We start from the raw sequence: 19,482 nt of genomic DNA, 5'->3' as shown, positions 1-19,482 counted from the left end.
GTCATGATCTCATCGCGCTCGATCTCGGGCTCCTCCGGTTCCTCCGGCTCGGCTTCACGTGGCTCCGACGCTGCCGACACCCGCTTGAGCACGTCACTGACCTGCATAGCTGACCATGTCCCGCCGCGTGGGGTTCCGATACCACGCGAATTAAGCGCCTTGGCGATCTGCCGCAGCGAGGTAGCACCGGTCGCCCGAATTTGCTCGATGATGGGGGCAACATTAGCCGCAAAGGCATCGGCACGGGCCGTACGGACCTCACGGGAGCGCGCAGCCGCTTCGGTGATCTTCGGGCCGCCGAGTTTGACGCCGCGCGCCTTGGCCGCCGCCAGGGCCTGCTTTGTGCGCCCACTGATGAGCGCGCGCTCTTTCTCGGCAAGCGCCGCGTAGATGTGAAGCATAAACGGATCGGTATCGCGACCAAGCTCGGCCACGATGAAGGGCACGCGCTTTGCCATCAGGCCGCTGATGAAGGCGACATCACGGCTAAGTCTGTCTAGCTTTGCGACGACGACCGGCGCACCGGCTTTCTTTGCGGTGGCGAGCGCGGCGGCAAGTTGCGGTCGCTTTTCGAGGGCGTCGGTGCCTTTGCCGGTTTCGACCTCGACGAACTCGCCGACGATGTCAAAGCCTTCGGCCTCGGCAAACCGAGCTATGACCTGCTGTTGGGCCTCGATCCCGAGACCGGAGCGGCCTTGGCCGATTGTGCTGACGCGAAGGTAGGAAATTGCTGGCTTCATGAGCGCATCTCGTGCTACGTCATCTTTATATACGCTCGTATGTAAAACTTACAATCACCGTTTATGTGGGAGAGCATCGACCGGCCGACGAGAAATTCGTCATTGGAATGTGCGGGCCAATTTTCAGAACCCGTCAAAAATGGCAGCCGCTATTCACATTCTAGATACCGACTGGACCGAAACGCCCGATCCGCTAGGGAAGGAGTTGTAATATCGTTCCATGTTCAAAATCTCAGGAGGAGCGATGCGAGGGGTTTGGCTTTTTTTGGCGCACACACTCACGTTTTGCAGCCTGGCTCAAGCCGCTGAGCAATATACAATCTCCGGCGAATTCCAAGGGTGCGAGTATGGCAAACTGTACGAACTCGACGGAGGTGGCGTTCTGGAATGTCAGGAATACAAATATTTCTACGAATACCGGCCTATAGTCATCGCCAGCGGACGAGAGGTCATAGTTATTGGTAACGAGAAAGTTAGCGCCTACCTCCATGACGGGAGCGTTTTCACGACGCACGTCGCAGATGAATTTGATGGTTGCGACAACGACAAAATATACAAACTAGACAACGGCATTCTATTTCAGTGTAATACGTACCACTATCACTACGCTTATCGACCAGAGGTGAAGATATTCGTAATTAAAGGCCGAACTCCCATTGTTTTCATTGATGGCGAGCAATACAATGGAACGTTGCTTAAGGCGAATTGATTGGTCGTCCGGACGTGCTTTTCGTCCCTAGCGCGGCTTGGAGCCGGTCGGCTTTACCCGCCTTGGCCCGCCGGATGGTTTCGAGGATCCCGATCTCGTCCTGCGGCTCAGCGTTTGCCGATCCAGCGGCAGGCGCGTCGGCCCGGCTACGGCGCTAATGTCGTCGGCGCGAACTTGGCCTGCCACTCCTCCAGCGTCATCTGCTTGACCTCGCTGGGCTCGCGCATCGGCTTGCGCAGCGTCGTGGCGATTTCGGCTTTGTCAACGATCAGCCCGAGCAGCTTCGCTTTCCCCATGATCGCAGACACGCCTGCGGCCGGGTTTTTGCATGCGACCGCCAGCTTTAGCATAGTGTCGAGTTCAGCTACCAAATCGTCCACGGTGATCTCCGAACGCCTTGCAGCCTTGGCCTGCAACTCGGCGACGCGGGCAGTCACCTTAGGCAATCTGACCATCTTCGAGGCCTCTACCTCAGCCGCATTGCCGCGTGCCGTGTAGCCAGCCTCAATATAGGCACGAGACTGAGGGAGGCCCTCGGCGAGGCCAAGGCAGAAACGCTCCTGTCGTATGTTCAACTTGTCGTTTGGCATTGCGGTGTCAGAATACCGCGATCTTGGGGATCGTGCCATTAGGGTAGCCTATGTCCGGCAGAAAAATGTGAGGAATGACAGATAATGACTGTCATTTGGGTATGACCGCCGCGCGCACGTACACGCGCGTAAGGACGATACGGAAAAACTTGTCATTATCTGTCATCTGTCATTCCGGCCGCTCGGTTTAGCTTCAGTCTCACGCCTTCAATACCGCGAGCGCCTGCCGTTCTCCGTTCCGTCAATCCGTGGCGAAGCATGGTCGGCTTGAAGGTCCGGATCGATCCGGGATGTTCGCCGGCCGCCTTGGCATAAGCAGCCCAACTATCAAAAAGCGTCTTCGTAGCTTCCCATTTGTATTGGTTACCGGGCTCGCAATCGCATTCGTCGGCCAGCCATTGGGCAACCAGGTCCTGATCGGTGAAATAACCGGCCGTGGCATCGAGGACGCTGGCGGGCCGTACAAGGCCGTTAGCTTGCCAGTCGAGGTAGCCGTCGATCATCCAGCGCAGGATCGCCGGCCAGTCGCCTTTGAGCTTCGCTTCAAGCTCGCTGTCGGGCGCAGCGGGCTTGCGTGTGAACGGAACGATGTTGAAGCGTCGGCGCGCCGCGTCGTCGACGTTCCTGAGCTGTGGCTGATGGTTGCCGACGATCATGAGCTTGAACGTGGGCCTGTAGGTGAAGAAGTCGCATCGCATGAAGCGGGCGGCAATGGGGTCGCCACCCGTAAGGCTCTTGATGCGGCTTTCGGCCCATGGCCTGCCTTCCTCCGTTTCGGAAGCCGTTACCAAGCGTGCGCCCCTGAGCATCGCGAGCTCAGTCGGGTGCCGGTCGCCTACCGAAGCGGTGAACGTGTCCATGGGCGCGGTCGTCGCGTAGTCGGCCATGATGCCGGCGACGGTGTTCATAAACACGCTTTTGCCGTTGCCGCCGCTGCCATGGACGAACACAAGCGCATGTTCCCTAATGTCGCCGCTGAGGCAGTAGCCGCACCACTGCTGCAGGAAACGAACCATTCCAGCATCCGCACCGGTCGTCTCGTCGAGGAAGCGCAGCCACAGCGGGCAGTCGGCGGTCAACGAAGGCGCAACCGCCGTGAGCTTTGTGATGTGGTCGGCGGGATGGGCCTCGATCAGCGAGCCGTTGCGAAGGTCTACAGTGCCCCCCGGCGTTCCAAGCAGGAACGGGTCCGCGTCCCAGATTTCGGACGTGACAGCGATTTCCGGATCGGCTTGCACGAAGCGTTCGACGCCAGCCGCGAAGCTGGTCTTTCGCACGGCGGCCGCCGCCTTGCCAGCGGTACTCGCGGCCAGTTCCCTCGCCAGTTCGCGTGCCCAGTGGAAGGCTATTTTCGTCTTGTTCGGCCGCCAGTGCGAACCTGTCCATTCGTACCATGTGGCGGTGTCATGGTCGTAGCGAAGCCGATCCGAAAAGTAGGCCGCGAAGGTGAGCGCCGCGCCGTCTTCCGTGACAGTCGTAGTATCATCGGCGGGCCTGCGGCGGCGCTTGTAGGGCAAAGCGTCCATCAATAGCTCCTGCCGTGCTGGCGGCGATATTCGACAGCCGCGCGGACGATGTGATCGGGAACGGATTTTGGTTTGCGGCCAGCCCAATCGGCGACAAGGCCGGCACAGTCAGCGTAGAGGTCGTCGAGCGCCGCGCAGGCGTACCCGGCGTCATCGAGCTTCAGTGTTGCCGCGAGCAGAGCATTGCGCGCAAACCGCACCAGCCGGACAGCTACCATCACGTCGATATTGTCCGGCCTGAAGGCGATCATTGCCGCACCCCCGGCTCGATGACATTGACCGCGCCCTCCGTGTCGCACACGACAATGGTGCCGCCGAGCATCGTTGCCATGTCGCGGACGAAATCGTTGCGCGCGGCCCGGTAAGCCTCCAGAAAGCGGCGGCCGGCGCGACGCGAGCGGAAAACAGGAGGGGCCGGATACCACACGCGGCTCAGGCCAGAAGCGCCGGCAGTGAATTCGACCTCGTAGCCGTGGGTGAGGGCGACGCGGCGGCAAAACGGCGGCAGGGGCAAGGGTGCAGGCATCGGACGCCTCCTTGGTTAGGAGCCGAGCAGTTGACCTGCGCTTCAAACGGGGGGTAGTTTGGGGTCGTCTCACTAGGCCGAAAACAACCTTGACCCGCCGCGCAGGGGTAGCTGCCGGCGGGTCTTAGGCAGCGTTGCTGCGACCGGGCAGTTCCGAGGTCGAATAAACCGGCTTCGTCAGCTTTTCTTCGACCCAGCGGTCGAGCGCCTCAGTAGCGTAATAGACCTCGCCGCCGAGCTTCACGAAGGCGGGTCCGCCGCCCTTGGTCCGCATCGTTTCGAGCGTCGCGGGAGCCCGCTCGATGCCGTGCCGCTCCCTGAGATACTGCGACGCCCTGCGCGTCTTGCAATACGTGGTCATGACTTGCTCCTTCTTGATGGGAGCAATTTGCGTTTGATGCTGTCAGGTTTGGCAGTACGGGAACGAAGTTTATTTTTTTGCGGTTTTCGTTCCCGTTTTGCGCCTGACTGGGCCTTTGAGATACCGCCGCACGGTTGCCGCGCTGGCCTCGATGCCAAGTTCCTTGGCCTGAGGTTCCTTGAGCACCGCCAGCACGAAGGCGAGGTAGGGGCCGTCCTTCGGTTTGCCGTAATGGATCGCGCCGCCCCCCTCCCAGCGTGAAGGCTCCATCCCCTGCGTGGCCGGCATCTGGAAAAAGCGCTCGAAAATTTTCCGCAACCGCTCGCGGATCAGCCACTCAAGCGGCGGCGTTTGCTCTGGCTCCAAGAAGTTGGAGACCGACTGCAGGCCAAAATCGCCTTCCTGCCGGTCCAAAGGCCAGAAGGTTTCGAGAACCTGCTTAAGGCGTTCCTCATGACCCTGCACAGCCTTGGCGGGATCGTCCGGATAAGACGACCCTAATTGCTCCGCCAGCCATTTGCCGGCATCGCTATTCTCCGCTGACAGCTTCGCGAAGTCGCGCGCCCAAGCGATATGCCTTTCGAGAAGCCTCTTGCGGGCATCCCACGGTTGCGACGCGACCAACTCGTCAATAATAGGGTAGTCGCGTAACGCTCCGTTGATTTCTATCCGAAGCCGTCGACGGCTCGTGCCGAACCGTTTCGGGAGTGGCACTCTCGCCGCGACCGCCGCAATGTACCCTTCGACATCGGCAGCCTTCTGGGCCTCGCGGACGGCCCTGCGCGTCGGGACGAGTAGCGGACCAAAGCGCTTCATCAAGCCAACCCGGACTTCCTCGCCCGCTTCGCTTCCAGCGAGGCGACCGGCGCGGGCTTCCTGCCCGCCAATGCGGCGGCAATGCCGCCAATGGCTCGAGTGGCCGCCTTCGCCGCCGGATGCCGCTGGACATGCGCGTAAAGCTGCGTGGAGCGGGTATCGGCATGGCCAAGGATCGCGGCGACCATGGGCAATGCCATCCCCCCTGACACGGCTGCCGAACCGACTGAGTGTCTCAACGTGTGCGGCGTCACGCCGGGCAACCCGGCCTTTTTCGTGACCTTCGGCCAGATACGCTTGGTGCCCTGAAAATGCCCATCCCCGCGAGATGCCGGGAACACGTACGGACTGTCACCATAACGCGGCATCGATGTTAGCAGCGCCACAGCTGGCGCTGCCAATGGCCGGACCGATCGACCGGTCTTGGTGGCATCGAGAACGAGGCAGCCCAGATCGAGCCTGACTTCCGACCATTTGAGGCCGGCAATCTCGTCGCGGCGACAGCCGGTCAGAGCCAAAAGCCGCACGATGTCGAGCGCCTTCGGGTTGACGGCCTCGGCTTCAAGCTCGTCAAGCGCCTTGCCAAGCCGTTGGACTTCTTCGAGCGAAAGATAGCGTTCCCGTCTGCCGTCAACTTTGTTGATTGCGGCGGTTTCGACAGGATTTTTCGAGGCAAGTCCCTTATGGATCGCGAAACCAAAGAGGCTTGACACATCCCGCGCCACCTTGCGCGCAGCACCCTCCCCGCCCCTGACGATTATGCGGCGTCGCGGCTCGATCTTTTCGTCCTTCGCCGTCTTGCCGGCCGTAACGTCCTTCACCATTTGCTCGACATCGGCCGGCGTGACTTCGGAAATGCGCTTGTTGCCGAGAAGCGGTAAGACGTGGTGGCGGAGCCGGTTAAGCAGCCATGCCTTGTATCTCGGCTTCATCGGCTGGCCGAGACGACGGCCGCGCAGGATTTTGCCGCCCTCCTCCTCGTAAAGATGGATCAGTGATGCCACCGTGTGCTCTTCGCGCTTTTGCTTACGGTCGCGTGCCGGGTCTGCCCCTTTGGTGACCTGAGCAAGGGTATCCTTTGCCATCTTCCGTGCGTCGTCAGCGGTGAGCACATTGGTCGCACCCAGCGTCATCCGCTTCTTCGGGACATTGCGGCCGCCGGGATAGGGCCGGTACTCGACCTGCCACAATTTGCCGCCGCCGGGGGCGACCCGAACGCAAAAGCCCTTCAGTTCGACATCGAAGACCCGGTAGAGCCTGTCGGCCGGTTCGAGGTCGTCGACGACGGTTTTGGTGAGCTTGCGGGCTTTCATTGGGAGTTGCCTTTGTCTGTCGTCAATGGCTTCGGGTCGCCACCGGGTCGCCACCACAAAACTTAATGTGACAAACACGATAGGGAGACGACGGACAAAAATCAATGAAATACAGCAAGTTATCAGGCCTCAACAAATTGCAACAAACCGCAGCAATGCGCAGAGACGACCTTCACACGGGTGGGGTCGCAGGTTCAATCCCTGCATCGCCCACCATCTGCTTTGCTCCAGCACCTAGACCAAATCAACCTCCACCCACAGCCCACCCTCGCCCCGAGCCGCATCGCGCGGCGCATGTCGCACCGCACGCATCGAACCGGACGGCGCCGCAAAGGTCGGTTTGCCGTTCTTGTCGGCCAGCCACTTGTCGTCCGCGCGGATGACGCGGCCGTTGGTCTTGGCGGCGAGTGCGGTCAGGATGGCGTCGTAGGGCATTTCGTGCCAGCGGACATTCTTGGCGTCATCCTTGTTGGTCGGGATGAAGGCCGAAAGATCGGCGCTGGTCAAAAGGTCGATGCCCTGTTTTTGCGGCATGGCGTTCTGGCTGCCGTGATGGGCGACCTTCAGATAGACCGTACGCGCCATAAGATCGGCGGTCGTCACCGTTGTCTGCTCCAGTTGCCACTTCAAATCCTTCCAGCTCAGCCAGTTGCCGATCTGCGCGTCGCCCGGGAACAGGAACACGTTGTTGCTGTCGGTGAACTCGAACGCCAGGACCAGGCTGGTGTTGTTGACGCCGCGGTCGAGCTGCAAGGCAAGGTCGGCGGCAATCCCCATCCAGTCGGCGTCGATGCGGCGCCACGACTGGTCGGGGTCCTCCGTTGGCGCCGGATGGGAGACCGGCCCCGCATAGTGTTCGCGGACAAAGGCGCCGATATCGATCTTGGGATCACTGCCCTTGTCGCCATTCAGCGCTGCCGACAGCTCCGTGCCGACGTGGCGCTCGAAGGGGCAGAGTTCGTCGACATAGGTTGCATCGCCGGTTCCGTCGTTCATCTTCAGCCCCTCGGCAAGCGCCCGCGTGAACGGACCGCCGCTGGCAAGCGGAAACATTTCGCCCGCCTTCTCCTCGAGCCGAAGGGCAGCCTTGTCGCGAGGCGGACCAAGCACGTAGATGCGCAGATTGGGCAGTTCCTTGATCGAGAGCGGCGGCTTGCCTGGTTCGAGATAGGTTGGTTTGGTCTTCGAAAGGCTGGCCGCGGCGTCTCGCGCCGAGCGCACTCTTTCGCCGGCGGCGCCGAACTGGAAGCCGAGCACCGACTGCAGCCCGTCACGAATGCCTGCCAGATGAGCTGTCGGCTCCTGGGCGGCGTCGAGCCTCTGGCTCACGCCTTGCAGCGCCGTCAGCGCCGAGGCCTTGAACTTGTCGAGTTCGACGGCCTGCTGGTCCGCCGGGTTTTCCGTCCACGCCATCCACACGTCTTTGACTTCAAAACCCGCGAACAGGTCCTTCGAGGTCAGGAAGCCCGAAACATGGTCCCAATGCTCGTGGGTGACGACGAGGACGTCGATCTTGCCGCCGTCCGTCGCTTTTTTGATGTCGGCGACGATGTCGGCCACCAGCGCCGGGCCACCCTTGATCGACACATGAACGCCGCAGTCGATAAGCATGCGGAAGAGTGAGCCGTCGGGCGTTGGAAAGCTCAGCAGGTGGCAGTCGCCGATGCCCTGGCAATAGTGCCGGACCGTCACGGCGGGCTTTACCGCCTCTGCCAGTGCCGTACCCGCCGCTTCTTGCCGCCTAGTTCCCGTTGCCGGATTTCTAGACATGATCGTCATCTCCATCGCTGGCATGCAGGAGGGCGAAAGGCTCGGAAACCTCGTTGCCGAAATACAGCGCTCGCAGCGGCGACATGTAGTTCGCGGTCGCGGTCTCGGCCTGGCGCTTGCGCCGTTCGGGACTGCCGGTGTTCTTGATGATCGAGTAGCGGATGCTTTCCTTGCCCTTACGCGGGTCGATGATCAGCGTCGCTCCGCCGCGGAACCAGATGAAGCCGTCGCCCGCCTTCACGCCGTTCGGTATGGGCTTGCCTTCGAAATCGATCGGAATGCGCTGCTGGATGACCGCGATGACCTCGGTGCGGAACGAGCCGTTGGGTTCGACACGTCGGGTCGGACGCACGCCGAGGATGCTGAAGGTGGTCTGGCCCTTTTTTGCCTTGGCCAAAAGGGTGCCGTCGTCGCGATATCGCGGCAGGTTGGGCAGAAGTCCGAACTCCTTGTGAAGGGCTGGATGGGCGGCAAAGGTTCGGTGCATCGCCTGCCACATCGCATAGCGGTTTTTCTCGTTGAGTGCGAAGATCTCGGAGCGATCGAGTTGCTGGTTCCAGCCGAGGTCGATTTCGTCCAACAGCCCCGTCAGCCAGGGAGGTGACGGATCGTCGGGCTCGCTCCAGGCAAGCGTCTCTTCCGAGATGGTGCGCACGTCGCGCGGCAGAAGCTTCCATCGGCGGAAGGATTCGATGAAAGCCAGGCGATAGTGGAGCGGATCGTCGGGAAAGGCATCGATGTCGGCCGTGATCAGGGCGCGCAGATATTCGCCGAAGGTGATGTCGACAGCGGGGCAGTAATCGAGTGCGCGAATGCACATGGTCAGCATCTGCTGAGCGATCTTGGCGGTCTCGTCGGTCAGGCGCTCGACGAGCCTGGGATGCAAGGTGCCGGCCGGCAGCACGCCGGTGCCGCCCGTCGCCAACTGGACCAGATCGTCGGTGCGGCGGTCGGCGATCGCCAGGAACGCCTGATAGACGGCAAAGACCAGGATCGAGCCCCGGTCATGCGGCTCGAAGGTCTTGGTGTAGTCGAGCGTGGCCATGCCAGGGCCACCATAGTCGCGCAGCGGTCCGACGCGGCCACTGCCCTCGCCGAACTGCGCGGCGATGCCGGACAGCAGCGTGGCCACGGAGACGTCGCCCTTCGCCTTGGCGATCGCAAAGCTGACCAGCTCCTTGAGGGTGAAATGCTGGAACAGCGCCACGATATCGGCAAAGGCCTCATGGAAGGCCGGCACGTCCGGGTTGGATGCTTCTTCGAAAAGACGGTGCAATCCATCGAGCAGCGCATGCGACATCTCATGCGCGACAATATCGCTCGACAGGCAGGAAAACACCGTCGTGCCCGGCGTGGTGACGTCGCCTTCCTTGCTCTCGGCCGGAAAATAGCCGAACAGCAACGCCTTCTTGTCAGGGCTGTAGTAGGCGTTCGCTGCGCGCAGCGCGTGCGGAAAGATGCGCAGGCGCGGCACTTCATGCGCCTTCATGGCCATGCTGCCGCGGCTGCCGGCTTTGCCGGTATAGTGCGGGGCCCACAGCGCGCGGCGGCCCAGGGCGCGCTCGAAATGGCCGATCGTGGTCATCGCGACGGCATAGACCATCTGCTGGTGAAATTGCGGATTGCCTTCCGAGGGCGGCAGACCGTCCTGGGCGAGCAGAATCTTGTCGTTGAGGTCGACCGGGTCGTAGACGCGGTTGGATGCCGGATCGATGTCGATGACCTCGAGATATTCGCCGACCGGACCGCGCAGCAACGCCTTGGCCGTCGACGGCTCGTCGTCCCAGGGAACGGAAAGGGTCGCCTGAAAGACGGACACGGAATCCAGCTGCTTGGCGATCGAAGGATCGAGCGCGTAGATGCGCAGGCGGCGCTTCGGCGGCGGCATCGGGCGCGGCTTGCGCTTGATCGGCGGTGCCGGTTTCGCCACCGCCTGCGCGGCGGGCTTGGCGCCGGACCGTCCCAGCACGCCTTCGAGAAAGGTTCGCAGCGGCTTCGAGGGATTGCCGTCGTCGAGCGCGGCTTCCAGGTAGCGGTTGCGCGCGGCGGCCGATATCTTGCTTGGGTGGATATCCGGGTCGGCGATGGCCTGGTCGACCGACGCGACGCTCTGCGCCATCTGCGTGAGTTCCAGCACCAGCATTTTTCGACGCATGATGTCGGTGGGCGACATGACCGCTAGCGAATTGCCGCCCCCGGTGATGAAATCCAGCCAGGCCCAGGAATATTCGGCCGGCGGCAATTTGCGGAGTTTGTTCTCGGCTGGCGGCATGAGCGAGAGTGCGGCATCCGCCCGGACCACGCCCTGGCCGATCTTTTCCAACGTCTCCGCCGCTCCCATCTTGGCCGTGGTCTTCGACGCCACTGAAAACAGCGCGAAGCGGACTGCTTCGATGCGCATCCAGGGTTGCGAGTAATTCTTCACGACGTTCCAGTGCTCGGCCAGCCAGAGTGCCGCCGTGGCGGCGATCTGCGGCGTCGCCGCCGATGTGCCGCTGCCATCCATGCCGACGATCTTGGCGCAGTCGATCTCCGCCCACGGCACGTTCGGCGTATAGGCGCCAAGCGCCGTCTTCATCTTCGAGTGCGGCCCGTAATTGCCCTGCATCGTGCCGAAGCTCAGGCCGGAATAGGCGCGGCCATCGGCCATCACGCCGCAGGCCGCCAGCACGCGATTGTAGCGGGCCGGAAAGACGATGCTTCGCGGCGTGATCGTAAAGTTGTTGCCGGCGGCGGTGACCATCACGACGCCGTTGTCATAGGCAAGGTTGACCGCATCGACCAAGGCTTGCGAGGTCAGGCCGCCCATGCTCATCGACAGCACCTGCGCGCCTTTCGCGCGGGCATAGTCGATGCCTTGCACCATCGTGCCGGTGGTGAGCCGCACCACCCAATCGGCGATGCGCACCGGGATGATGTTTGCCAGCGGGGCGCCGCCGACGAAATCCTTGAAGCCCGGCCAATTCGGCGAGGTGCCGTCGAGCTTGTTGCCGGCGAGCAGGCTGAGCGTGCCGGTGCCGTGACCGCGATTGCTGGCGAGGCCCCCTGCCGGGGCATGATCGGTAGCGTCGTTCGGGCCGGCGCCGTCATTGACGAAATTGCGCTGCTGCGCGGTGAGCAGTCCAGCGGGCAAGGTGCGATGCCCCGGATCGAAGCCAGTATCGAGATGGGCGATGGTTATTTTGGCCTGCTTGGTGCCGACCTTGGTGCGGGCGGCGGCGAACTGGCTGAACGCCGCTCCGGCATTCCAGGCGACGACGCCCGGCATCGTGGCCTGCCCGCCTGCCGGATCCTGATCATCGAAGGTGCAGGCCGGGGCGGCGCTCGCCGCCATGCCACGGTCGCCATTGGCGTCCCTGTAATCCCATTGCTGGAGGATGTCGGGCTCAATGGCCAATACTTCAGGTCCGCCTGCCGCCGCGAAAGCCTGGCCTTGGCCGGCAAGGGCATGGGCATCGTCCCAGGGATTTCCCGAACTGGCCTTGGCGCTCAGCCTCAGCCAGGTCGCGCCCGGATCGGCAGCGGCGCCGAGATTGCCACCCGACGGACTAGGCGGCACGCGCAGGATTGGCTCAACGTCGACCGCCCCGAGGCGCAATGACCGGCTGCCCGCGGCAAAACCGGTACCGTCGCCGCGTACCTTGATCAGGAGTCCCGCCGCCGTCGCCATGGCATGCTCCGCTTTCCCAATCGGTTAAAGTAGAAATCGTAGTCTCGACTGTCGGGTCCTGGCAAGTGTGGGTAGAAAAACCGCAAAACAACTGATGCTGCGCCGGCTTATGTTCCAGGATCGCTTGTCTTTCAAATATTGCCGATTGCCGGCAGCATGACAATCGCGCCATTCGACGGGTGCCTCTGTGACGGACTTCACAGATGCTCGGCGGCTTCCGCACGAATGTGGCCAGGGGTTCCACTTCGGCCGGCTGCTTCGAACCGAGTTTCCCAGACTTCGAAAAGGCAGCCGCTCCAAGGCGGGTTCTTTTGAGCACCTAGTCATTTGCACGGCTGCCGTCTGCGCGCTCCCGGCCACCTCCCGCCGCGCGTGCAGACGGCCTTCCGCGCTTCAGCTGCCGCCTTACATGAACGCCGGGCTTTGATGATGTGCTCACTTGCCGTAAACTTTAGCTGTTGGGGTAATTGGGAAATCGATATGGCTTTCGCCAGCGCGAACGACAGGAACGATCTGCCGCGCCTGGCGCGGATCGACCCGCGCCAGTTCGACGTGCTGTTCAGCGGCTGCAAGCTGGAACGCTACGCCGCCGGCCAGCACCTGTTCGTCCAGGAAGATGCCGCCGACCGCATCTACGGCGTGATGAGCGGCACGGTGGAGATCTCGATCTACTCGCCCGGCGGCCAGAAGCTGGTGGCCAACATCGAGCTCCAGCGCAGCCTGGTCGGAGAGATCGGCGCGCTTGACGGGCGCCCACGCACGGCAACCGCCATCTGTCTCACTGCTTGCGAGCTGGTCTCGCTCAGCAGGGCGCAACTCTTTGACCGAATTGAGAAAAACCCATCTCTGGCGCGCGCCATGATTGAGTTGTTGTGCGCGCGGCTGCGCTGGGTCAGCGGCGAACTCGGGGACCAGGCCTTCTTCGGCATCCAGGCCAGGCTGGCGAAGCGCCTGGTGTTTCTCGCCGGCGTCATGGCCGATGGCGCGGGCTGGATTCCGATCTCGCAATCGGAGCTTGGCGATTTCCTCGGCGCCACGCGCGAGTCGGTCAACAAGACGCTGAACGACTGGCGCAATCGGCAGATCATCGCCATCAAGCGAGGCGGCCTGCGCATAACCGATACCAAGGCGCTCACCTATATCGCCGAATCGCAGGACGACGACTGAACGATTCCGGGCCGAATCAGAGCCGCGATATCAGGTAGCGCAGCGACGATCGGCTCGGCATGAAGAAGTAGCCCCCGCCCTTCGTGGTGACGAATTGCGGGATTTCCCGGAGGATCGTGACCTTCTCCCAGGACGGGATCGTGAAGTGGCCGTCGCCCTGGTCGCGCGCACCAATCGTCGGATCCTTCTCGCCAACCAGGCCCTGAAAGGAAGTCGACGAAACCCAGGTCTGCTGGATGAATTCGTACTGGCGCTCGATGTCGGCGTTTAGGCACATGAAGAGCAGCCCCTTTTCGACCTTTCCACTCTTACTGTCCGGCTTCTCATAGGTGCGCCCGACGCGCAGGATGCGGTGGCGCTTGCCGATATTGATCTGCGTCTCGCGGTCCTCACCAAGCGAGTCGCGCGGGTTGGAACGGCGAATGTGGGCACCGAGCGGGCAGCGATGCCCTTGCGGATCCTCGGCACCGACGACGAAATTGTTGTCGACTACGCGTCCCGGATGATCGGGATTGCGCACCAGCGAACTGCCATTCTGCCAGCGGCCGAGCATCTTGGCGGCAACCCACTCCGACGTCATGGACTGATTGCCGGATTCGTGCGCAGCCCGCGCCGCTGCCTTTTTGCAATAGTCGTTGAAAATGTCGACATGCTGCTCGAATTGGCGAACGATCAGGAATGAGCCGTTGCGGCCGAAATCCCGCGGGGGTGGAGGCAGGCCCGGAATCTGCCGACTACGACGCACCTGCGACAGGATTCCGCTCCGATCGCGCGAGGCGCTTACAGAGGGCGAGGCCGGATAGAAGCCGTGCTCGTCGCGGTAGCCGAACAGGAACTCGCCGGGCGCGACCAGATGCATGGGCGCGGCGCCCCTGCTGGCGCGCGTCGTGCCCCGCACGATCGGCTGCGAAATCCCATCAGCGAAGCCGAAATGCTCATAAGCGGGCCTGCGTTCCGACTTGTCGTCATGTTTTGCCGTATTCGACGATTTCGTGTTCGTGTTGGTCGGGTCTCGCTTTACGGCGAGCGGTAGTTCGGCGACGACCTTCATCCCCGCGCCGGTCGTCTTTCGTTTCACGACGGCGATCTCGGTCGCCAACTTTTCCGGTTTTTCCGCATAGCAGACGATGACCACGTCCACAGGCTTCTTCAATGACCCCCACTCCCATTCGTCGGGGGCTTCGCGGCCCCGGTCGTCCAGGATGCGCCCACGCTCGGGATTGCCCATGCCATGGCGGAAGGCAATCGGGAATGTGTCTAGCGGATCGCCGTCGACGCCCGCGTCGAGCCCGAGCTGCCGCAGACCGCCGGGACCAAAGGCCACCGTCATGGCTCGCCCGGCGGGCTTGCCTTCGCCGAAACTCGTCTGTTCGACGACGAAATCGAGCCAGGCCCGGCGTTTGGACGCCGGCAATTTGTCCGGCACTTGGATCGCAATCATATGCGCATAGCCAAGCGGGCCGAACGGGCCGAAGAAGATGGACTGGATCTCGCCGGTTTCCAGTTGCTGCTCGAGAGGCGCCGGAAAGGCTGAGCTGATGTTGGCCAGCAGCGAGGTGGTCTTTTGAACGGTGGTTCTTTCGCTCACCGGACGCGGTAGCGAACCGAACAGGCTCAGCCAGTCGCGCGCCTCGTTGCCGACGGCGGAAGCAATGCCGCGCCTGATTCGGGAATTCATGCGGATGCGCGTGGTGTTGAGATGCGGATAGGCGGAGTACCAGAACAGGGTCGGCACCTGCTGGCGCCGCGCCCAGCGCTTGAAGCGATCGCCGTCGCGCGCGCCGTCGAGGAATAGCCAGCGTGTGCGAGGATAGCCCTCGGTGTTGCTCCACACGCCGGTCAGGCCGGCTGATGCCTTGGCAATGAAGTCCTCGAGATAGCTTTCCCAACTGCCGCCGTAGTTGGAGAAGAACATCAGTCTGTTGGAGCCCGGCAGCAGCACCCAGCGGGCGAAATGGATGGTGTTGATGGAGTTGAGAAAGCCTGGCTTGAACACCTTCTGCGCAGCTATCGAGATCAGGTAGAAGGAAAACCTGAGCGCTAGCCTGCGCAAGATACCGGCCTTCATCGTCGAGATCGCGGTCAGGTGGTTCTGCGCCGCGTGGTCCTCCTTGGCGAGGATCTCGTTCAAGGCAGATATTCCGATCGATGTGCTTTCCGGCCGATCCTTGTCCTCGATGCGCCGCAACGCCAGGAAGCAGAGCCCCAGCAGCAGCACGGCCGATGAAAGAATCCCGAGCGCGCTCAACAGCAGCGAAATGCCTGCGATCAAAATGTTGCGGAAGGTGATCCCGGCCGAATGGTCGAACACCGTCACATAGGTCAGCCACGCGCAGACTAGCCAGACCGCGACGACGCTCACAAGCACAGCTGGCGCGAACAGCGTCGAGGTGAAGGCGTACCGCCACTTGCCGGGCGGTCTCTCAAGCAGGCTTTCGGCAGGCTCGAATGCCCAGCTGAACTTTCCGAGCGACCGGACATGCTGGCGGGCCTCGGCAAGCACTGCGGCGGCGTTACCATTGCCGGCACGCGGCTGCTCGACGATGTCGCGCACGGCGTCGGCGAGCTCGGCTTCGGCCAAGATGCGTTGGACCGAATGTCCAGGCGTTCCCGAAAACACCAGACCGGCAGCGCTGCCGAATGATGGCGATATCGCGACGTTGTGCTTGCGCAGGAAATCGTTCAGCGCGCTGCCTTCGGGCAGGCCGCAGAAATCCTTGAAAATCGGCCGCAACTCGTGGCCGATGGCCTGCGCCAGGGCATCGATGACCTCATCGGCGCTGCCGTCGCCGGAGATTTCGAGAACGAGGGCGCCTTTCTCGAGGCCTGACGCCTCATCCGTCTCGCCGGTGCCGGCAACGGCCAGGCTGGTGAAATGGATGGCGCCGGCAATGTCGAGTGCCTCGCCGACCGCCTTCGTGGCCGGATTACCCAACGTCGCGACCTTGGCGCGTATGGCATCCAGCGATGCGGCCCGCGTGATCGGGCAGACCACCGTCACCATCGAATGGTCGACTGTGCGGCATAGCGCTGGCCGGTCGAAATCGACCTTGAGGCTTTCCGGATAGGCGCCGACTTGCGTCATCCGCCCTGCCTTGCCAGGCGCCCGGCGCAGCCTGTCCTTTTGGAACAGGGCGCGAATGCTTTCGCCGATCTGGATCCTGGCGATCTCGGCGCCGATGCACAGATGGATGCCGTGGCCGAACACCATGTAATCGCGAAGCGGGCGCGAAGTGTCGAAGTCGTTCGGGTTTTGTACCGCTTCGGGGTCGAACATCGCCGACAGCGTTGCCGGCATCACCACCGTGCCCGCCTTCACCAGGCGCTCGCGCGGCGTGCCCCTGGCGATGGTCGCGTCACGTGAGGTATAGCGCCAGGGACCGACCCAGATCGGCTTGAAGCGCATGGCCTCCATGATCGCCCGGTCAAGCTTACCGGTATCGTCGTCGGCTAGCGCCGCATCGACCGCCCGCCGTGCGTCCGACCTGGACAGGATGACATCGAGGCAGTTGCTGCCGGCCAGCACATTGGTCGGGACAAAGCCGGCGATCATGCCGAGCATGATCGAATGGAGGTCGGGCTTCGACAGGCGGCCCTGGTCGAGAAGGGCGACGAGCCTCGGCAGTGGCCGCTCGTCCTTCGCCCCCCTCTGCCTGATCGCGTCGATGGAGCGGTCGATGAGCTTGATCAGCCGATCGCCCGCGACCACCGCAAGCTGGCGCGTGGTGGGGCTTGCCGTCGGATCGGAAAAGAACAGCGCGCTCAATGCGATCGCCCAGTCGGCGAATTCGGATTCGTCGTCGATCTCAAGACTGAAATAGTCGCGGCATATGCGCACCGGAACGATCTTCATCAGCCCGGAGATGGCGTCAAAGCCGGGGTTGGCCCGGGTCATGATGTCCTTGGAATGACGTGCGGCGATCGGCCGGACCATGGCCTCGACCTCCGCCGGTGGGAAGGCGCTGAGCACCGACGATTTCATCTGCCGGTAGGCAGCGCCGTCCTGCATGCCGAGAATGAAGTTCGACCCGCGCGCCAGTTCGGCCATCTCCGGGCCATAGGGCGTCTCGAATTCGTCGCCGCGCTCAAGGATGTCGCGAACGTCGGCATTCCTGGTGACCAGCAGGAAATTGCCGAAAGCAAGGTTTGGCCAGAAGCGGCGCAGCAGCGCCAGCATCCAGCGTGGATCGCTGAACAGATAGCCGGCGATGCGAGATGCCAGGCCGCCCTTGGAACGGAGCCGCCCGAGATCGAAGGGCGGCATGTCCGACACCGGACGCTGGCTTTTCTGGGCGGCGAGAATGGCGGCGAAATACTTGATCTTGATCATGCGCGTTCAAGCCCCCCGGCTGTCCACGTCATTGCGATACCGGCTAACCCCATGGCCTAGGTTTGCTTCGGCTCCGCGTATGTTAAGTTCTTCACAGTCACGCTTGTTCACCACTTGTCAGCAGCCAAATCATTTGCCCGACCTGGCCGCATCGAAATTGCCGATAAGGAATTCGTTCGCTGCCTTGTCGACGAAAGGTATCCAGCGCACCCTTTGGTCGGAGAAATCCGGGTGCCTTGTCGTGAAAATGGCCAGCTCACGTCGGGCTTCATCCGTGCGGCCGCTGCGCATCAAGGCGCCGATCTTGAGGAACCTGGCGTAGAAGTAACCAGGTGACAGGTTGAGCGAGCGGTCGGCGATGGAGATGGCGGCCGGCCAGTCCTCGACGAAACTGTAGGCGACCGCCAATTCCCCCAGATTGTGGAACCTGTAGAGATCGAAGGGGCTCAATCGCTCGGCGTCGAGAAAGAACGGTATCGCACCGGCGGCATCGCCGAGCAGCAGGCGGGCGCTGCCCATCGCCGAGCTTGCGAAGGCAAAGCTCGGATTGATATGTATCGCCTCCTCCAGATGCTCGACCGCGGCCCGCGGCTCTCCTCTCATGATGTCGATCGCGCCGAGATGGGCATGCGGGCGGGCGTCCAGGCTGTCCATGAGCAAGGCCTTGCGCGCATATTGCTCGACCTTGTCCAGATCGCCACTATCGCCGAAACGCAGCCACGCCCGCCAGAAATACCACCATGCGAGCTCATTCAGCACGGCGCTCGAATTCGGGTCTTCGCGATAAGCCTTTTCAAAAAAGTCCAGGGCGATTTCGGTATCGCCGCGGGTGCGCCGGTTCATGTGCCAGCGGCCGCGCCGCACCAGTTGCCAGGTCTCCAGGCTTTCCCAGGGCACCTGGAAGGTGCGCGCCTGCTCGGCCCGGTCGACTTCCTTGTCGAGAATGGAGACGATCTCGCTGCCGATCTGGTCGCGCAGGTTGAAGATGTCGACGAGGTCGCGATCGAAGCGCTGCGACCACACCAGACGTCCGTTCGAGCTGTCGGCAAGCGACGTGTTGAGGCGGATTTGCCCGCCATTGCGTATCAGCGTGCCGCTGACGATGTAGCGCGCGCCAAGCGCATTGCCGATCACCCGCGTTCCCAGGCTATCGTCGCGGAACTGGAAGCTGGAGCTCTTGGCGATCACCGAAAGCCATCTGGTGTTGGAGAGGCCGTAGATGATGTCCTCGGCAATGCCGTCCGCCATGTAGCCGACGTCGTGATCGCCGCCATCGCCGGCAAACGGCAGCACGGCAATCGCCGGCGGGCCCTTGGGGGCGAGTTTCTGCTGGCCAAGGGGCGAGGACATGGCGGCCAGCGGGGCCATCGGCGCGGAGCCATTGCCGCCTCGGCCGGCGATCAGAACGCGAACCGGCAGCGCGATGTTCTTCAGCATGAATTCGCCAAGGTCGGTGAATTCAGCCGTCGTCTTGTCCTTCACATGGTGCCAGGTGGTCTCGGAGATGGCGAGACCGTCATGTGGAGCGAGTTCCTGCAGCCTGGCGGCGATGTTGACGTCGTCGCCATAGAGGCGGCCTTCGCGCACGATGACGTCGCCGGTGTTGATGCCGGCACGAAAGGGCATGCGCATGTCTTGCGCTGCCGATGCATTGAGCGTCACGATCCGGCCCTGGAAATCGAAGGCCGCACGCAAGGCTTCGATCGGACTGCCGAATTCGGCCATAACGCTGTCGCCGGCATCGCCGAAGGTGCGGCCACCAAACGCCCCACAGCTATCGGCGATGATGTCGCGCCGTTCCTCGAAGGCGGCGACGGCCAACTCGTCGTCGATACCCATCAGCCGTGAAAAGCCAACGGCATCGATGGAAATGATTGTCGCCAGCTGACGGGTGTAGTTCCGTTCAGCCATAATGGAGCCCCCCGGTCCCTTCTGGTCCTGTCCAACACAGGCGATTGCCCGCT

The 19,482-nt window shown here is 62.5% G+C and carries 14 protein-coding genes; 2 read left to right on the top strand and 12 right to left on the bottom strand.

Annotation, left to right across the window (positions count from 1 at the left end; genetic code table 11):
• On the bottom strand, positions 1-740 hold a 740-nt coding region (locus D3227_RS21235), incomplete at its 3' end, for a recombinase family protein (RefSeq protein ID WP_147377650.1).
• A 220-nt stretch (positions 741-960) separates the two neighbouring features.
• Between D3227_RS21235 and D3227_RS21230 the strand changes: the two genes are divergently transcribed.
• Entirely contained in the window at positions 961-1,449 is a 489-nt protein-coding gene (locus tag D3227_RS21230; protein WP_120016254.1) for a hypothetical protein, read from the top strand.
• Positions 1,450-1,595: 146 nt separating this feature from the next.
• On the opposite strand, the gene D3227_RS21225 is transcribed toward D3227_RS21230, so the two are convergent.
• The 9 genes from D3227_RS21225 to D3227_RS21185 all read right to left on the bottom strand — a co-directional run bounded on the left by D3227_RS21225 (position 1,596) and on the right by D3227_RS21185 (position 12,021).
• Positions 1,596-2,039 (bottom strand): terminase small subunit, encoded by a 444-nt coding sequence (locus tag D3227_RS21225; protein WP_120016253.1) that lies wholly within the window; start codon positions 2,037-2,039, stop codon positions 1,596-1,598.
• A gap of 155 nt (positions 2,040-2,194) precedes the next feature.
• Positions 2,195-3,565 carry a phage/plasmid primase, P4 family gene (locus D3227_RS21220; RefSeq protein WP_120016252.1) on the bottom strand — a complete coding sequence of 457 codons (1,371 nt, stop codon included), beginning with the start codon at positions 3,563-3,565 and terminating at the stop codon, positions 2,195-2,197.
• Complete coding sequence (locus tag D3227_RS21215; RefSeq protein ID WP_120016251.1) at positions 3,565-3,816, bottom strand: hypothetical protein; 252 nt, start codon at positions 3,814-3,816, stop codon at positions 3,565-3,567. The genes D3227_RS21220 and D3227_RS21215 overlap by 1 nt, the downstream gene beginning before the upstream one ends.
• Entirely contained in the window at positions 3,813-4,091 is a 279-nt protein-coding gene (locus tag D3227_RS21210; RefSeq protein ID WP_120016250.1) for a hypothetical protein, read from the bottom strand. The genes D3227_RS21215 and D3227_RS21210 overlap by 4 nt, the downstream gene beginning before the upstream one ends.
• Positions 4,092-4,215: 124 nt before the next feature.
• A complete protein-coding gene (locus D3227_RS21205; RefSeq protein WP_120016249.1) occupies positions 4,216-4,452 on the bottom strand; it encodes a hypothetical protein in 237 nt (78 codons plus the stop codon).
• 69 nt (positions 4,453-4,521) lie between these two features.
• Positions 4,522-5,271 (bottom strand): hypothetical protein, encoded by a 750-nt coding sequence (locus D3227_RS21200; protein WP_147377649.1) that lies wholly within the window; start codon positions 5,269-5,271, stop codon positions 4,522-4,524.
• Positions 5,268-6,581: a tyrosine-type recombinase/integrase gene (locus D3227_RS21195; protein WP_120016247.1), complete on the bottom strand. Its 1,314-nt coding sequence runs from the start codon at positions 6,579-6,581 to the stop codon at positions 5,268-5,270. Before D3227_RS21195 ends, D3227_RS21200 begins: the two co-directional genes overlap by 4 nt.
• A gap of 234 nt (positions 6,582-6,815) precedes the next feature.
• On the bottom strand, positions 6,816-8,351 hold the full coding sequence (locus D3227_RS21190) for an MBL fold metallo-hydrolase (protein WP_147377648.1): 1,536 nt from the start codon (positions 8,349-8,351) through the stop codon (positions 6,816-6,818).
• Positions 8,344-12,021: a S8 family serine peptidase gene (locus tag D3227_RS21185; RefSeq protein ID WP_120016245.1), complete on the bottom strand. Its 3,678-nt coding sequence runs from the start codon at positions 12,019-12,021 to the stop codon at positions 8,344-8,346. The genes D3227_RS21190 and D3227_RS21185 overlap by 8 nt, the downstream gene beginning before the upstream one ends.
• Before the next feature lie 480 nt (positions 12,022-12,501).
• On the opposite strand from D3227_RS21185, the gene D3227_RS21180 reads away from it, so the two are divergent.
• Entirely contained in the window at positions 12,502-13,188 is a 687-nt protein-coding gene (locus D3227_RS21180) for a Crp/Fnr family transcriptional regulator (protein ID WP_120016244.1), read from the top strand.
• 16 nt (positions 13,189-13,204) lie between these two features.
• Here the strand turns inward: D3227_RS21180 and D3227_RS21175 are convergent, their stop codons facing one another.
• Complete coding sequence (locus D3227_RS21175) at positions 13,205-17,518, bottom strand: cytochrome P450 (protein ID WP_120016243.1); 4,314 nt, start codon at positions 17,516-17,518, stop codon at positions 13,205-13,207.
• 129 nt (positions 17,519-17,647) lie between these two features.
• Entirely contained in the window at positions 17,648-19,429 is a 1,782-nt protein-coding gene (locus D3227_RS21170) for an adenylate/guanylate cyclase domain-containing protein (protein WP_120016242.1), read from the bottom strand.
• Positions 19,430-19,482 lie beyond the last annotated feature (53 nt).

Source organism: Mesorhizobium waimense (genome assembly GCF_003601975.1).
Lineage (GTDB): Bacteria > Pseudomonadota > Alphaproteobacteria > Rhizobiales > Rhizobiaceae > Mesorhizobium > Mesorhizobium waimense.
This window is presented reverse-complemented; position numbering and strand designations above follow the sequence as displayed.

What these genes read in the sequence shown, in the direction of transcription:
- D3227_RS21195 (WP_120016247.1), bottom strand. Translation starts at nt 6,581, where the DNA reads ATGAAAGCCCGCAAGCTCACCAAAACCGTCGTCGACGACCTCGAACCG.
- D3227_RS21210 (WP_120016250.1), bottom strand. Translation starts at nt 4,091, where the DNA reads ATGCCTGCACCCTTGCCCCTGCCGCCGTTTTGCCGCCGCGTCGCCCTC.
- D3227_RS21230 (WP_120016254.1), top strand. Translation starts at nt 961, where the DNA reads ATGTTCAAAATCTCAGGAGGAGCGATGCGAGGGGTTTGGCTTTTTTTG.
- D3227_RS21185 (WP_120016245.1), bottom strand. Translation starts at nt 12,021, where the DNA reads ATGGCGACGGCGGCGGGACTCCTGATCAAGGTACGCGGCGACGGTACC.
- D3227_RS21180 (WP_120016244.1), top strand. Translation starts at nt 12,502, where the DNA reads ATGGCTTTCGCCAGCGCGAACGACAGGAACGATCTGCCGCGCCTGGCG.
- D3227_RS21175 (WP_120016243.1), bottom strand. Translation starts at nt 17,518, where the DNA reads ATGATCAAGATCAAGTATTTCGCCGCCATTCTCGCCGCCCAGAAAAGC.
- D3227_RS21190 (WP_147377648.1), bottom strand. Translation starts at nt 8,351, where the DNA reads ATGTCTAGAAATCCGGCAACGGGAACTAGGCGGCAAGAAGCGGCGGGT.
- D3227_RS21215 (WP_120016251.1), bottom strand. Translation starts at nt 3,816, where the DNA reads ATGATCGCCTTCAGGCCGGACAATATCGACGTGATGGTAGCTGTCCGG.
- D3227_RS21170 (WP_120016242.1), bottom strand. Translation starts at nt 19,429, where the DNA reads ATGGCTGAACGGAACTACACCCGTCAGCTGGCGACAATCATTTCCATC.
- D3227_RS21220 (WP_120016252.1), bottom strand. Translation starts at nt 3,565, where the DNA reads ATGGACGCTTTGCCCTACAAGCGCCGCCGCAGGCCCGCCGATGATACT.
- D3227_RS21205 (WP_120016249.1), bottom strand. Translation starts at nt 4,452, where the DNA reads ATGACCACGTATTGCAAGACGCGCAGGGCGTCGCAGTATCTCAGGGAG.
- D3227_RS21225 (WP_120016253.1), bottom strand. Translation starts at nt 2,039, where the DNA reads ATGCCAAACGACAAGTTGAACATACGACAGGAGCGTTTCTGCCTTGGC.